The sequence below is a fragment of the Candidatus Eisenbacteria bacterium genome, from assembly GCA_020847735.1.
Classification (GTDB): Bacteria; Eisenbacteria; RBG-16-71-46; order RBG-16-71-46; family RBG-16-71-46; genus CAIXRL01.
Genome location: JADLBL010000019.1, coordinates 1 through 15252, shown reverse-complemented (window position 1 = coordinate 15252; position 15252 = coordinate 1). Strand labels below are relative to the sequence as shown.

Genomic DNA, 15252 nt, shown 5'->3' with positions numbered 1-15252 from the left:
GGGGCGCCCGCCGGCCCCCGGCGCAGCGCAAGCACCAGCCTCAATAAACCGATTGAAGGCTCACTGAATCATGTTCTAACATTGTGAACTGACGCCGGTCGTGCGCATCCCCTCTCCCTGCCCCAGGAGGCGACATGCAGCTTGGTAAGAAGATCCGTGACCTCCGCCTTCGTCGCGGGCTGACCGTGCAGCAGCTCGCGGAAGCCACCGGCCTCTCGAAAGGCTTCATCAGCCAGGTCGAGAACAGCCGCACCTCTCCGTCCCTCGCCACGCTCCAGGATCTGGCCCGCGCGCTCGAGACCTCGGTGGCCTACCTCGTCGTCGAGGAGGAACAGGCGCCGCACGTCGTCCGGGCCGGCGACCGGCCCCGGCTGCTGGTGGGCGGCAACGCCGGCCAGGTCGAAGTGCTCTCGGCGCTGCCGAGGCGCAACCTCGAGCTGGTCGTGGCCGAGCTCGGCCCGGGACAGACCGCCGGCGACAAGCGTCACTATCACCACGGCGAGGAAGTTCTCCTGTGTCTCGAAGGCCGCGTCCACCTGGCGTGCGGCGAGCACACGCTGACGCTCGAGCCCGGCGACTCCTGCCACTACGATGGCCGGGTTCCGCATGCCCTGGAGAACGCCGGCCCCGAACCCGCCCGGGTGCTCATCGCCATGACGCCCGCGGCGTTCGAACCCGCGCCGCGCCCGCGCGGCGGCCAGCCGTACACCTTCGACTCGGAGATCGCCTTCGGATCGGCGACGCGCACCTGAGCCCCGCGTCCTTTCGCGGCGGTGAACGGCGGCTCGACGCGAGCCGCCGTTCCGCGTTTCGTGCGCGGGCCTGCTCCCCGGCCCGCCGGGAGTCCTTCCGTCCATGATGTCACCGCGCGCCGCCCTTGCGGACTTCCTCGACGCCGCCCGTGCCTTCTCGCGGCCGGCGCGCATCTACCTGCTCGCCGAGTTCCTCGTGTGGAGCGCGCAGGGCGTCTTCGCCGTGCTCTTCAATCTCTACCTGGTCGAGGCCGGCTACCCGGAGAGCTTCGTGGGCAAGGCGCTTTCCATGAACGCGCTCGGGCTGGTGGTCGCCGCGTTGCCGGCCGGAGCCCTCGCCGAGCGCTGGGGACGCCGGCGCAGCCTCGTGCTCGGCGCGACGCTCGAGGGGATCGGCCACCTGTTGCGCGCGACGCTGACCGATCCGGCGCCGATTCTCGCGACCGGCTTCGTCATCGGCGCGGGACAGGCGCTCTTCCAGATCGCGGCGGCGCCGTTCCTGACCGAGCATTCGAGCCCGCGCGAGCGCACGCACCTGTTCAGCACGTTCTTCGCCAGCGCGCTGCTGGCCGGCGTGCTCGGCAGCGCGATCGGAGGCGTGATCCCGAGGATCGTGCACGCGATCCTTCCCGCGACGCCGCTGCTCGGGGCGTACCGCGTCGGGCTGCTCGCGGGCGCGGCACTCGCGCTCTCGACGCTGATCCCGCTCGCCGGCCTGCGCGGGATCGTCGAGCGGCCGCTGACGCACGGCCAGGCCCCTCCGACCCGCGAGGAGTGGGCCCGACTCCGCCCGATCGCGATCAACTCGGGGCTGATCGGCATGGGCGCCGGACTGGTCATCCCGTTCATGAACCTCTACTTCAAGGACCGCTTCGCCTGCTCCAGCGGGCAGATCGGCGCGTTCTTCTCGGTCGCGCAGGTCTTCACCGCCGCCGCCGCGTTGATCGGGCCGGCCCTCGCGCGACGCTTCGGCAAGCTGAGAACGGCCCTCTTTTCGGAGCTGCTGTCGCTGCCATTCCTCGTCACGCTGGGCGCCGAGCGTCACCTGCCGGTCGCGGTCGGCTCCTTCTGGCTGCGCGCGACGTTCATGCAGGCGGCCACGCCGCTGCTGCAGACCTTCGTCATGGAGGCGATGCCGACGGCGCTGCGGGCGCGGGCGACGACGACGATCAACCTGGTCTGGAACATCGGCTGGGGAATCAGCGCGGTCGCGGCCGGCGTGGTGATCGAGCACTTCGGCTACGCGACCCCGTTCTACCTGACCGCGGTCCTCTACTTCATCGCCGCGACGACGTTCTGGCTGGCCTTCCGCAACGTGCCCGAGTCGGACGCCGGAGTGCGGTTGAGCGAGGAGGCGAAGGGCCTGAGGGCCGACGGGCCGGGCGGCGACTGACGGCATTCGAGATTTCGCTGCGCGCCATCCGCCGCGAAGCGTTACGCTGCGCGCGCCGCCATCCGACGGCGGCCAGGGAGGTCCCATGAAGCGACTGCTGTTCCTCGTCTTCCTCGTGGCCGTCGTGTGGTACGGCTGGAACCATCGCGGCGGTCTGCTCACCGGCAACACCGACTCCGAGGCCGTGCTCGTCAACGAAGGCACGCGCGAGATGCTGCGCGTCCGGCTCACCGTGGACGGCAGGACCTACGTCCGTGACGAAATCGCTCCCGGCGCGCGGACCACGATCCCCATCGCGGTCTCCCGCACCTCCGACTTCCGCCTGCGCTGGGAGTGGAAGGGCCTCGAGGGCGCTCCCGACTGGCGCGGGGGCGAGATCGCCCCGGGCCCGCCGCGGACGCGCTGCACGATCACGATGTACGACGACAACGATCCGGCGGTCGCCTGCGTCCCGATGCCGACCGCGGGGCAGGCCACGCCGGGCGGGCCGCAGTCGCCCTGAGATCGCCCGCCCCGCCGCGGCGTCAGGCGACGCCGGTCGCGGCGGCCGCGGGCGCGGGCGCGTCGAGACCCTGCCGCTTGATCTTGCCGGTCGTCGTCTTGGGGAACTCGCCGCGGCGCACGATCACGCGTTTGACGTGCTTGTAGGCCGCGAGCGGAGCGCAGCGCGCCTGCACGTCCGCCCGCAGCGTCGCCTCGACGAACGCCTCGTCGCAGGTCCTGCCCTGCGAGCGCGCGAGCAGTTCGAGTTCGGTCAGGTTCGGGTAGATGTGCGCGTGGACCTCCTCGCGCTCGCCCCGCGCGTCGCGCCCGCCGACCACGACGACCTCTAGAACGTAGGGACTGTTCGCGAGCATGACCTCGACTTCCTCGGGGTAGATCTTCTTGCCCGCCGCGGTCGCGATCATGTTCTTGAGCCGTCCGGTGATGCGCACGCGCCCGTCGGGCAGGAAGCGTCCGAGGTCGCCGGTGTAGAACCAGCCGTCGCGCAGCACCTCGGCGGTCGCGGCCGGATTGCCGTAGTAGCCGAGCATCACGTTCGGCCCGCGCACGGCGATCTCGCCGTTGCCGTCGGCGTCGGGATGGTCGATGCGCACTTCGACGCCGACGAGCGGCCAGCCCACGCCGCCCGGACGCGACTTGCGCGGCAGGTTGAGGCAGGTCACCGGGGAGGTTTCGGTCAGGCCGTAGCCTTCGAGCATCGTCCAGCCGAGGTCGGTGAAGCCCCAGAAGACGTGCGGCGCGAGCGGCGCCGCTCCGCAGGCGAAGATCCGGACGTGCCCCAGCCCCGACTTGTCGCGCAACGATCGCAGCAGCGGCCCGCCGACGCGCGCTCCCGTGAGCATGCGCACCGCCCGCGTCACGCCGAGCAGCGTGTGGACGAGCAGCCGCGAGGCCAGAGGCGCCTCGGCGATGCGCTTGTGGATCGCGGACAGCAGCTTTTCGTAGAGCAGCGGGACGGCGACGAAGATCGTCGCGCAACTGGTGCGCATGTCCTCGCGCAGCTGCTTCGAATCGAGGCCGCGCGCGTAACACACCGCGCCGCCGGTCCGCAGCGAGCACAGGAAGCCGATCGTGCACTCGAACGTGTGGTGCATCGGCAGCACGCTCAGCATCCGGTCGCCCGGACCGCAGTCGATCGTGCGCGCGACCCCCTCGGCGTTGGAGAGCAGGTTGCCGTGCGACAGCATGACGCCCTTCGCCTGCCCGGTCGTGCCCGACGTGAAGATGATGACCGCCAGGTCGTGCGCCTGGGCGGACGGCTCGTGCGCCGGTGCGCCCGCGAACTCGCGCTGCGCCTCGCTCCACGAGGCGAGGCCCGGCAGGTCGTCGAGCCCGACGAGGCGCAGCGAACCCAGTCGTCCCTCGCGCACGGCCGAGAGCACCGGGTGCAGCCGCGCGCTCACCACCGCGAACTCGGCGCCGGCGGTCGCCAGGATCTCGCCCACCTCCTGCTCGCGAAGCGCGGCATCGAGCGGCACGACCACGGCCCCGAGCTCGAGGATGGCCATGTACGCGAGCCCCCACTCGGGCCGGTTCTCGCTCTGCAGTCCGACCCGGTCGCCGGCACGGACGCCTTCGCGCGCGAGCAGGGCCGCGAACGCGTGGGTGGCCGCGGCCGCCTGCCGGAACGAGTAGCCCGTCCAGGCCGCGCCGTCCCAGCGCAGCACGAACGGCGCATCGCCGTACTGACGGGAGGCGTACTCGACCAGCTGCGGAAGCAGGCGGACGACCGGGGTGGGCGCAGCGGATTTCACGGACTTCATCGCCATCGAACCTAGGCGGCCCGGCCGGACCGGGTCAAGGCCGGCGGCGCGCGACCACGAGGTGCGCGAGCACCTCGCGCGGATCGAAGAACAGCCGGTCCAGCCCCTCGCACACGAGCTGGATCACGATGTACAGCAGCCGCACCGGGACCTCGGTCACGACGCGCAGCGGTCCGCGATTGAGACGGTTCAGCGCCGCGATCGAGCTCAGCCCGACCCGCGCCCACAGGCCCCCGACCGGGATGTACTCGACGGGCTCGAATCCGCCGCGGCGCAGCAGGTACTCGGCACCGTGGCGCGTGAAGCGGAAGAAGTCCCACGGTTCGTCGTGGAGCGGCACCATCTGGGTGAACTCCAGGATCAGCGTGCCGCCGGGGCGCAGCACGCGGTGCGCCTCCTCGATCATCCTCGCCGGCTCGGGCAGGTAGGTGAGCATCGAGAAGCCGACGACGGTGTCGAACGAGCCGTCCCGGAACGGCTGCGCCTCGGCGCGCGCGAACGCGTCCAGCCGGGCGTCGGAGAGGTAACGGGACTTCGACAGGTCCGTGCCCCAATAGCGGCGCACGTGCCCGGTGAACAGCGGGGCGAACGGCTTCGCGCCGCAGCCCATGTCGAGCAGGTCGCCGCGCGCGTGCGGGCGCGCGCGTTCGATCGCCGAGAGGAGCTTGTGGTTCGCGAGCCAGTTGAACTTCCAGAAGGTCCAGCGGCCCGTCGGGCCGCCGGTCAGCCTCCGCCACCCACCGTTCATGCCCGCTCCCATTCGATCAGGTGCTCCCCGGGTTGCACCCGGGCCTCGATCCTTCCGGCCTCGAATCGAACTCCGCCCTCGGTCGCGCCCGCGCCATCGACGGGCGGGCGAAGCCGCGCCCCGCCCGCGCCGGCCGGCGCCGGAAAACGCAGCGGCTCGAGCGGCGCACCGTAATGCCGAAGCAGCGCGCCGCGCGAACCGAGCGCACGCAGCGACCAGCCGCGCTCGGAGAGCGACCGCACCTCGGCGTCCGTGAGGAAGACCGCGCCGTCGGCCGCGAGGGCCGTGAGCAGGCCGGCCAGCGCCTCGCGCCCCGCCTTGGACCACGCCTCGTCGAGGTGCGCGTAGTTGAGCCGGTGGGTGCTGAGCACCGCGGGCTGGCCGCGGCGCCACGCTTCGCGCGCGGCGCGGTGGGCGGCGTCGGCGCCGAGCCGCCCGGCGGATCGCGCGTCGCCTCGCGGCTCGAACGCGATTCGCGGCGGCAGGTAGAAGCGTGCGCCCGCGAAGTGCGGAAAGCGCGGCTTCAGGATCCGCCGGCGCAGGCCGGCGAGCGGCCGGCCGTCCTGCTCGGACTTGCCCTGCAGCGTGTTCAGCCCGAGCGTTTCCGCTTCGGACTCGAGCCAGTCGTCGAAGCGGTAGTCCGGCGGGCAGAACGACGTGGGCCTGCGTCCGAACAGCTGCTCGAAACGCCGGACGGCCTCGCGCAGGCCGCGCGCGCGAACCTCGCGCGGCTCCCCGGCGCCGAACTCGCCACCCGCTTCCGCCGCCGCGCAAATGGGACTGCGCTGCGCGAGCGCCGCGCGGGCGTCGTGGTCTCCGCGCCGCAGCGCGGCGAGCCACGCCGTGAGCGGCAGATGATGAAGGCCGTGCAGCTCGGGCCACCACACCCCCTGCTCGCAGGCGCGCCGCACCGCGGCGAGCAACCCGGGGCGCTCCCAGCGACCGCCGGCCTCGCCGAAACCGGCGAGCGGAGGCTCGGCGGACTCGGGCGCCTCCGGGGCGAGCTTCTCGAAGTCGGGCGAGGCGACGATCGTGTTCGCCTGCAGGACTGGAGGCAGGCCGTCGCCGCCGCGGACCTGCAGCAGCACCGCGGCCAGCTCGGCGACGTCGCGCGCGCTCTCGAGCGTCGAGCGCCCGTAGCGCAATCCGGCCTCGCTGCGGAACGCCGGCTGGTCCGCGAGCACGCGATGCGCCTGATCGTCCGGAACCCAGCCGCACAGGCCCCAGTCGTCGCTCTCGATCACCACCGACCTCAGGCGGCACCAGTCCAGATTCACGCGAGGCTCCCGGGCGAGTCGTCGGCGAAAAGCGCCCGGGAACTATACCGCACGCGCGTTGACCTTCGCGCGCGGCGTGTGCCACCGTGCCCCGCCATGCGCACGTACGCCACGCGGACTTCGCGCTCGTGGCTCGCGGGCACGGTGATCTTCCTCGTCCTCTTCTGGCTCGTGGATCTCGCGGGGCTCCGTGCGGGCGTGCCCGATCCGCTCGACGACTCCTGGGAGTACGGCGCCGTCGCGCGCTCGCTGCTTGCCGGACACGGTTTCCACACGCCGGTCGTGCATCCGCCGCTCTGGAGTCTGCGCGACACTTCGGGCAGCGTGCCGGTGCTGGTGCACGGGCCGCTCGTGCCGGTGCTGCTCGCGCCGTTGGTCGCCCTCGCGGGTCCCGGCGCGCTCGACCATCTCGCCTGGCTCGCCGCCCTGTTCGCGGTGCTCGCCGCGCTTGCGCTGCGCCGCCTCGGCGAGCGCTGGCATACGCCGCCGACCGGCACGGCGGCGGCGCTCGCGTTCACGCTCTCGCCGCTGACGCTGCGCGCGGTCCATCACGATCTCGCGCTGGTGCTCGGCGCCTGGCTGCTCGCGCTGGCGCTCGAACAACTCGCCCGCACGCGCCCGCGAGGGCTGCGGGCCGGGCTCGCGCTCGGCGCAGGTCTGCTCGTGCGCCCCGAGTTCCTGCTCGCGCTGCCGCTGCTCGCGCTGCTCGCCGGTCCCGCGCGCAGGCGCTTCGTGCTCGTCGCCCTCGCGCCGCTGCTGCCGTGGATGTGGCACGGGTGGATGCATGCCGGCTCGCCTTTGTTCAATCTCTCGGGGTACCTGCTGGTCGGCTACTGGGGAGCGCGGCCCGAGATTTCGGTGATGCGCGACTTCGCGATTCCGCCGCGGGCCTGGCCGCAGGTTCTCGCGGACTCGCTGGCGGGCCTGCCGGGCAAGTGGCTCGTGTTCTTCCCGCGCGCGCTCAAGCGGGTGCTGCTCTCGCCCTCGGACTTCACGGGCTGGCTGGCGCCGATCGGAGCGCTGCTCGCCCTGCAGGCTCCGGCGAGCCGGGTGCTCGCGATGGTGGCGGCCGCGCTCGCGATGCTGCCGCTCGCGATCATGACCGTGACGCTGCCCGACCCGCGCTACGTCGTGCCCTTCCTGCCCGTGTTCGCGCTCGGCGCCGCGCGCGGCGCCGCCGAGCTCGTGGACTGGCTGCCGCCGCGGTACCGCGGGCCGAGAGCCTGGATGACGGTCCTGACCCTGCTGCTCGGCGTGAGCGAGCTGCCCGCGCTCGCCGGCGGCTGGCGGGAAGGCGCGGCGGCGCGCGCGCGCCTCGCCCGCGAACGGTCGGCGCTCGCCTCGCTGCCGGCGGCCATGCCCGGGGGCAACCCGGTCTTCTCCGACACCCCGGACTTCGTGGCGTGGACGCTCCGCCGGCCGGCGCTGTGGGTGACGCGCGAGGAATACGCGGCGCTGCCCGAGGCGTCGGACTCCTCGTCGGCGCCAGCGGACCGGCCGGCGAGGCGGCCGGGCGACGTGCTGTGGTTCCATGCCGCGGACGGTCGCGGCGCTCCGCTCGACTCCGTGACGACCGCGTCACCCGCGGAACCGGACGCCGCCCTCTCGCAGGCGCCGGCCCCGGTCCCCCCGCCGACGCGACCGAAGCGGGCGCCGAAGCGCGCGACGAAACGTTAGCCACTCCCCCGCGCCGACCGCTAGACTTCGCGCGTGCGTCCCGCCTTCCCCCGCCTCGTGCTTCCGGTCGCCCTCGCGGCGGCCTGCCTGCCCGCCTTCGCGGCGCCCCTGCCCTGGCCGCACGTGTCCCGGGGCGCCGGACGCGGATTCGACCCGGCGGCCCCGCCCGTGGCCGGTCCGCTGGCCGCGATTCCGTCGCAGGCCGACCCGGGTGCGTGCGGCACGCGCCTCGAGTCCTCGTTCGAGCTGGCCGTGCGCCGCGCCGGTGAATCGCTCGCCGCCCCGCAGCCGACGCCGCACAGCGCCGACACGGCGGGCATCGCCGTGCTCGAGGACGATGGGACCTTCTTCTACACGGACAAGGGCAGCCACAACGTCCTCGACGTCGCGGCGATGACGCAGGCTTTCTATCGAACGCACGACGATTCGGTGGAGTTCCTGGCCGTGTACCTCGCCAGCGGCCTCGACCAGTGGCTCGGCTCTCCGACGGCGCTCGCGGCGGCCTGGGTGGTCCGCAACAACACCGACGGCATCGGGCTTTCGCGCTTCGATCTCGGCGCGTCGTTCGGCAGCCCTTCGCGCCTCGAGACGGTCATGACGATGAACGGGCTGCACCGCTACCCCGAGAACCCGGACGAGGTGCCGCCCGGCGACACGTTCAACGCGGTCGGCTTTCTCGCGCACGAGTTCGGTCACCGCTGGCTCGCCTACACCTGGCTCGACTCGGCCGGAACGCCCGCGCCGTCGCTGCTCGGGCGCGACCGACAGCACTGGAACTTCTTCTTCGACTCCGACTCCTCGTTCATGGAGGGCTGCGACTGGACGAGGGTCGGTGGCGATTCGTTCGTGACGACGGGCGCGACCACGACGTGGGGGGCGCTCGACCAGTACCTCATGGGCCTGCGTCCGCGGAGCGAGGTGGAGTCGCTGCTCGTCGTCAACGACCCGACCGGGATGAACCCGCCAGGCGACTACGTGCCATGGAGCATCCCCGGGGTCGGCATCGGCTGCCACGGCCGGGCGACGCTCTGGACGCTGGACGACCTCGAGCGGCTGAACGGTCCTCGCCTGCCGGCGTCCGCGCAGGCGCCGCACGCGTGGCGTGTCGCCTTCGTGCTCGTCGTTCCGCGCGGAACGGACGCCACCGCCGCCGACCTCGCCAAGCTCGGAGCGCTGCGGGCGCGCTTTCCCTCGCTCGTCGTCGAGGCCACCGCCGGGCGCGGGTCGGTGGACGTGCGGCTGCCCTCGCGCGAGGGGCGGCTCGTGATCGCGCACGAGCCCCTCGCCGACACCGAGGACGCGTCTGCGCCGCGCCCGGTGGTCGCGCGCGTCGCGCGCGAGGGCGGCGCGCTCGCGCTCGCCGCGCCGCCTTCGGTCGCGCTGCACTGGCGGGCGGGCGCCGGCGGCCCGTTCACGACGTTGCCGATGGCTCCCGCCGGAGCCGACTCGTTCGCGGCGGTGATCCCGGCCACGCCCGGAGAGGTCGAATACTGGATCTCGGCCGACGCCGGCAGTCCCGCGCTCGCGGCGCAGTCCCCCGCGGGGGGCGGTGCCGCGCCGCTCGCGTACTTCTGCGGGCCCGACCTCACGCCCCCGACCCTCGCGCACGTGCCCGTGCCGGCGCAGGCCGACACGCGCATGCCGCAGGCGATGCTCGCGCGCGTGACGGACAACCTCGGCGTGGATTCGGTCTGGTGCGAGGTCGCGGCGGACGGCGGCCCCGTCGCCGCCGTGCCGGTGACGCACGCGGGGGGCGACTCGTTCGTCGTCTCGCTCGGGGCGGGGCTCGACCCTGGTCACCGCGTCGCCTATCGCTTCGCCGCCCGCGACCGCTCGCAGGCCGGCAACGTCGGCTACTCCAACGCTTCGTTCGACACCATGCGCATCGTGCGCGACATCCTCGACGACTTCGAGAACCCGAGCGGTTACTTCCACCTGTCGGCGATCTGGTCCATGCGCGACCCGTGGGCCCCGGACACGTATCGCTCGTCCCCAGAGGGCGGCACCGCGTGGCATTTCGGGGCGCCGGGGGGACTGCCCTACCCGCCGCACTCCGACGCCATCCTCTACCTGCCGTGGACGTACGGCATCGAGCCGGGGGCGAGCCTGCGGTTCGACGAGTGGCACGACTTCGAACAGCAGGACGCGGGCAACGCCTGGGACGGTTTTCGCGTCGAGGTCCAGCCATGGGGCTCGACGGCGACGCTGACCGCGAACCCTGTGCCCGGCTACACGCACGTCATGCAGTCGGGTTCGCTCTCCATCCCGCGATTCGAGGCCTGCTGGAGCGGACGGAGCTCCGGATGGGTGCAGCGTTCGGTGGACCTTTCGCCGTTCGTGCCGGGCCCGGCGCGCGCGCTGGTGCGGGCGTGCGCCGACGACTGGATCGGCGGCGCCGGGCTGTGGATCGATCGCGTGCGCGTCCACCATCCCGGCCAGGCCGCCGCGGATGTGCCGCACGGGAGCGGCGCCGTCTCGTGCGGGCGCGCCTGGCCGAACCCGACGCGCGGCGCGCTGCGCCTGCCGCTCGCGCTCGCGCAAGCCGCACCGGTGGACTGGGCGCTGCACGACGTCCAGGGCCGGCGCGTCGCCACGCTCTGGCGCGGCGGGCTCGAACCGGGCGCGAGCGACCTGGTCGCCGCCGTCCCCGCGGCGCTCGCCCCGGGACTCTATTTCGCGACGGTGCGCGTCGCCGGGCGCGAAATCTCGACGCAGCGCGTCACGATCCTGCGCTGACCCGGGGCTCCACTACTCGTAGCGGAGCGATTCGATGACGTCGAGATCCGCGGCGCGCTTGGCCGGGTAGAAGCCGAAGAACACGCCCACCGCCGAGGCGAAGCCCAGCGCCAGCACCACGACCTGCGGCTCCACCTGCGTCGGCCAGCGGGCGAGGTTCGTGATGGCGGTCGAGGCGGCGATGCCGAACGTCACGCCAAGAGCGCCGCCGGCGAGCGACAGGAACATCGCCTCGGCCAGGAACTGGAGCAGGATGTCCTGCTTCTTCGCGCCGATCGCACGACGGATGCCGATCTCGCGCGTCCGCTCGGTCACCGAGACGAGCATGATGTTCATGATGCCGATGCCGCCGACCAGCAGCGAGACGGCCGCGACGCTGGCGAGCAGCGTGGTCATGACCTTGCTGGTGGACTCGGCCGTGCTCGCGATGTCGAGCTGGGTGTAGATGAAGAAGTCGTCGTCCGTGCCCGGCCGGATGCGGTGCCGCTGGCGCAGCAGCTCGGTGATCTGCGTGCGGGCGTCCTCGACCTGCGATTCGCTGACCGCCGAGACGATGATCGCGTTCAGGTGCGTGACGCCGAGCAGCCGGCTCTGCACGGTCGTCCACGGGGCGAGCACGACGTCGTCCTGATCGCCGCCCATGCCCTGTCCGCCCTTGTGGCTCAACACGCCGACGATGCGGAAGGGAACGTCCTTGATGCGGAGCATGCTGCCGACCGGGTCCACGGAGCCGAACAACTGGTCGCGCACCTTGGTGCCGATGACGCAGACCTTGGCCGAGCCGCGCACGTCGGAGTCGGTGAACATCGCACCGTCCTCGACCGGCCACTGGCGGATGTCCACGAACTCGGGAGCGACGCCCTGGACGTTCGTGCCCCAGTTCATGTTCCCGTACACGATCTGCACGCCGCGCTGGACCAGCGGGGAGACCGCCGCGACCGCCGGACATTCCCGGCGGATCGCCACGGCGTCGTCCGGCATCAGCGTCGTGTTGCCGCCCATGCCCATGCGCACGCCGCCCGCCGAAATCGTGCCGGGCCGGACGGTCATCACGTTCGCGCCGAGCGAGCGGATCTGCCGCTGGACCGCGGCCCGCGCGCCCTGCCCGATGGCGAGCGTGGCGATGACCGCGGCGACGCCGATGACGATGCCGAGCACCGTGAGCGCGGCGCGCATGCGGTTGCGCGTCAGCGCCTGGAGCCCGAGCTGCGCCAGCATCGGCAGGTTCATCGGCGGCCACCCGGACGCGGTCCGAAGCGCGGCCCGCCCATTCCGGCCGGAGGCTGCAGGTCCTGTCCGCGATCGGACTGGGCCAGCTCGATCCCGGTCACGACGAGGTCGCCTTCCTTGAGGTTGTCGCCCCGCACCTCGGTCATGGTGCCATCGGTGATGCCGGACATGACACGCACCTCGACCGGCTTGCCGGCCTGCAGCAGGTAGACCCTTCCGGGACGGTACTCGGGGGAGGGTCCGCTCCCCGGCGCGCCCGCGAAATTGCGCCCGCCCGTCAGCCCCTTCGCCCAGGGTCGCGCGCCGGCGCTCTCGCCCCCGCTCGCTGCGCGTGCCGGGCCGCCACCGCGAACGGCGGACGCCGAGTCCCGCACCGCCGCCGGGCGTCCGCCCGCGCGGCCCGCGCCCGCGGTTCCGGAGCCGCCCCGGCCCTGCGCGTACGCAGGCGGGGCGATGCGATCGAGCAGCCACGAGAAGCTCCGGCGCATCGCGCCATTCCCGGTTCCTCCACCCCCTCCGCCCCCCCAGCCACCCGCCCCGCTCCCACCACTGCCGGGAAGCCGGAACCGCAGCGCCGCGTTCGGCACCTTGAGCACGTCCTTGCGCGAAGCCACCGTGACGGTGACGTTCGCGGTCATGCCGGGGCGGAGCTGCAGCGCGTCGTTGCGCGTCGCGATGACCGTCGTGTAGGTGACGACGTTCTGATCGGTGATGGGCTCGAGGCGGACCTGCGAGACCTTGCCCTCGAACTCCTGGTCCGGAAACGCGTCCACGTTGAACGCCACCGGCAGCCCGGGACGGATGCGGCCGATATCGGCCTCGTCAATGCTGGTTTCGACCTGCATCTGCGTCAGGTCGTTCGCGATCACGAACAGTTTGGGCGCCTGCAGGCTGGCCGCGACCGTCTGTCCCACGTCGATCGAGCGCGAGATGACGACGCCGTCGATCGGCGCGCGGATGGTCGTGTTGTTCAGGTCCACCTGCGCGGACTGAAGCTGCGCCTGCGCCTGCTTGACGTCGGCCTGCCGCTGTTCGACCGCGACCTCGGCCGCCTCGACGTCGGCCTGCGAGATGTAGTTGTCGTGCACGAGTTCCTGCGCGCGGGCCAGCTGGCGCTTGCCGTCCTTGAGCGCGGCGTCGGCCCTGGCGAGCGCGGCCTCGGCCTGCGCGAGCCGGGCCTTGAAGGCGGACGGATCGATCGTGCACAGCACCTGTCCGGCCTTCACGCGCGAGTTGTAGTCCACGTACAGCTTGTTCAGCGTCCCGCTCACCTGGCTGCCGACCTCGACCTGCATGACCGGGTTGACCGTGCCGGTGGCCGAAACGGTGGCGGTGACGTCGCCGCGCTCGACGGCGGCCGTCCGGTACTTCGGGGCGGCGGGTTTCTGGCGCGCGCGCACGACCCACACGGCCGCCACCACGACGATCGCGGCGAGGCCGAGGACAGCCCAGCGGTTCAGTTTCACGTCGGCTCCTGGGGTGGGCGGTCGAACCCGGCCGGCGCGTGCGAGTCCGGGCCTGTGAGGCCCGGCGGGACGGCCCTGCTTCGCCGCTTCGTGAAGATGGACGCACGATAGTAGCGGTCCGTTCCACGGGCCAGCGCCGCGTGCGAACGAACGCGCGCACGCGCCGCACGAGCGCGGCCGCATCGCGCCCCGGCCGACTTCTTTGACCGGGCCATGACCTGAAGTAGCTTCCGTTCCTTATGGGAGGCGCCGTGGTGGAACGACGAACCGAACGCACGCGAAGGATCGCCTTCGTCCTGGCGGGCACGCTCGTGCTCAACCTGCTGGTCGCCGTCGCCAAGCTCGTCTACGGCCGCCGCTCGGGAGCGCTGGGCATCCAGGCCGACGGGCTGAACTCGCTGCTCGACAGCATGTCGAACGTGATCGGGCTGGTGAGCATCATGGTCGCCTCGCGTCCGCCGGACGCGAACCATCCCTATGGCCACCGCAAGTTCGAGACCTTCGCGGCCCTGGCCGTGGCGATGATGATGCTGGTCGGCTGCTTCGAGATCGCCACCACCGCGATCGACCGCCTGAATCATCCGGTCGTTCCGCGGGTCACCGCGACGGGCTACTACCTGCTGCTCGCGACGATGGCGATCAATCTGGTCGTCACGCTCGTCGAGCGCAGGGCCGGGCGCGCGCTGCAGAGCGAGCTGCTGATCGCCGACGCCGCGCACACCGGCAGCGACCTGCTCGCCACCGCGCTCGTGCTCGCCAGCCTGTTCGCGATCCGGCTCGGATGGGCCTGGGCCGACATGGTTGCGGCCGCGGTGGTCGTCGTGCTGGTGCTGCGCGCCGGCTTCGGCGTCCTGCAGGGCACGCTTTCGACGCTGTCGGACGAGCGACGGGTCGAGCCGGGCCTCGTCGAGGCCGAAGCGGTGCAGGAGGAGGGCGTCCTCGAGGTGCACAACGTCCGCAGCCGCGGTCCGCTCGACGACGTGCACGTGGACCTGCACGTGCTGGTGGACCCACGCATGCCGATCGCCGACGCACACGCGATCGGCCACCGTGTCGAGGACCGGCTTCGCGCCCGCTGGCCCGGCTTCACCGACGTCGTCGTGCACGTCGAGCCGGCGCTGCCGGGCGAGCGCGCCCGGGGGCGCGAAGGCGGAGGGCTGCGGGCCGAGAGCTAGGTGCAGTTTGCGAACGCCACCCGCAGATAGCGTTCGATGAAGGACAGGTCAGCCATCGCGAGGAAGTTCACCGCCAGTTTCTCGAACCGGGTGCCGAGCCGACGGCACTCCTTGAGCCAGCACACGGCCTGGAACAGGCGCCATTGACTTCGCGCAATGCAAAGCGGCAATTGCGGCTCCTCTCGATATTCCGTGGAGCGCGCCTGAGTTGACGGCGTAGGCGCTCCGGTTCATCCATGGCTCTTCTTCGACCAAGAAGGAGGAACCAGAGGGATGAACCAGGAGCGGGACGATCTTGTCGCGACGTATCTCGGGTTGCAAGGGTTCGAAGTGGTTGGCGTCGTGCAGACGAGGCATCCGCGGCGAGGCCGGGTGAAGGTGGTCCGGATCGAGCGGCGCTCGGGGCAGCACGAGTGTTCGGGCTGCGGGCGGCGGCACGAGCGGGGACTGTTCACGGAGCCGGCGCCGATCTGGCTGCGGGACTGCTCGCTCGGCGAACAAACCCTCCGCGTGCCGTCGCCCGCAGTCGGG

Annotated in this window: 12 protein-coding genes and 1 pseudogene; 7 read left to right on the top strand and 6 right to left on the bottom strand. The window is 72.3% G+C overall.

Annotation, left to right across the window (positions count from 1 at the left end):
- The first annotated feature begins 134 nt into the window (after positions 1-134).
- From IT347_08590 to IT347_08580, 3 genes are all read left to right on the top strand, one after another.
- On the top strand, positions 135-752 hold the full coding sequence (locus tag IT347_08590) for a cupin domain-containing protein (GenBank protein MCC6349632.1): 618 nt from the start codon (positions 135-137) through the stop codon (positions 750-752).
- A gap of 103 nt (positions 753-855) precedes the next feature.
- On the top strand, positions 856-2145 hold the full coding sequence (locus IT347_08585) for an MFS transporter (GenBank protein ID MCC6349631.1): 1290 nt from the start codon (positions 856-858) through the stop codon (positions 2143-2145).
- An 85-nt stretch (positions 2146-2230) separates the two neighbouring features.
- On the top strand, positions 2231-2647 hold the full coding sequence (locus IT347_08580) for a hypothetical protein (GenBank protein MCC6349630.1): 417 nt from the start codon (positions 2231-2233) through the stop codon (positions 2645-2647).
- Between the two features lie 22 nt (positions 2648-2669).
- On the opposite strand, the gene IT347_08575 is transcribed toward IT347_08580, so the two are convergent.
- Genes IT347_08575 through IT347_08565 form a run of 3 tightly spaced genes read right to left on the bottom strand, consistent with a single transcriptional unit; the run spans position 2670 to position 6437 of the window.
- The gene (locus IT347_08575) at positions 2670-4412 is read right to left on the bottom strand and encodes an AMP-binding protein (protein ID MCC6349629.1); all 1743 of its coding nucleotides are present in this window, start codon (positions 4410-4412) and stop codon (positions 2670-2672) included.
- Between the two features lie 34 nt (positions 4413-4446).
- A complete protein-coding gene (locus tag IT347_08570; GenBank protein MCC6349628.1) occupies positions 4447-5160 on the bottom strand; it encodes a methyltransferase domain-containing protein in 714 nt (237 codons plus the stop codon).
- Complete coding sequence (locus IT347_08565; GenBank protein ID MCC6349627.1) at positions 5157-6437, bottom strand: hypothetical protein; 1281 nt, start codon at positions 6435-6437, stop codon at positions 5157-5159. Before IT347_08565 ends, IT347_08570 begins: the two co-directional genes overlap by 4 nt.
- Before the next feature lie 96 nt (positions 6438-6533).
- Here IT347_08565 and IT347_08560 point away from each other — a divergent pair, with 96 nt between their 5' ends.
- Both IT347_08560 and IT347_08555 read left to right on the top strand, forming a co-directional pair.
- Entirely contained in the window at positions 6534-8114 is a 1581-nt protein-coding gene (locus tag IT347_08560) for a hypothetical protein (GenBank protein ID MCC6349626.1), read from the top strand.
- 33 nt (positions 8115-8147) lie between these two features.
- Positions 8148-10850 carry a hypothetical protein gene (locus tag IT347_08555; protein MCC6349625.1) on the top strand — a complete coding sequence of 901 codons (2703 nt, stop codon included), beginning with the start codon at positions 8148-8150 and terminating at the stop codon, positions 10848-10850.
- 12 nt (positions 10851-10862) lie between these two features.
- Here the strand turns inward: IT347_08555 and IT347_08550 are convergent, their stop codons facing one another.
- The gene (locus IT347_08550) at positions 10863-12080 is read right to left on the bottom strand and encodes an ABC transporter permease (GenBank protein ID MCC6349624.1); all 1218 of its coding nucleotides are present in this window, start codon (positions 12078-12080) and stop codon (positions 10863-10865) included.
- Complete coding sequence (locus IT347_08545) at positions 12077-13546, bottom strand: efflux RND transporter periplasmic adaptor subunit (GenBank protein MCC6349623.1); 1470 nt, start codon at positions 13544-13546, stop codon at positions 12077-12079. The genes IT347_08550 and IT347_08545 overlap by 4 nt, the downstream gene beginning before the upstream one ends.
- A 254-nt stretch (positions 13547-13800) precedes the next feature.
- On the opposite strand from IT347_08545, the gene IT347_08540 reads away from it, so the two are divergent.
- Positions 13801-14721, top strand: coding sequence for a cation transporter (locus tag IT347_08540; GenBank protein ID MCC6349622.1), 921 nt, complete (start codon positions 13801-13803; stop codon positions 14719-14721).
- Here the strand turns inward: IT347_08540 and IT347_08535 are convergent.
- Positions 14718-14909, bottom strand: a pseudogene (locus IT347_08535) (transposase). The gene IT347_08540 and the pseudogene IT347_08535 overlap by 4 nt on opposite strands.
- 85 nt (positions 14910-14994) lie before the next feature.
- On the opposite strand from IT347_08535, the gene IT347_08530 reads away from it, so the two are divergent.
- On the top strand, positions 14995-15252 hold a 258-nt coding region (locus tag IT347_08530; GenBank protein ID MCC6349621.1), incomplete at its 3' end, for a hypothetical protein.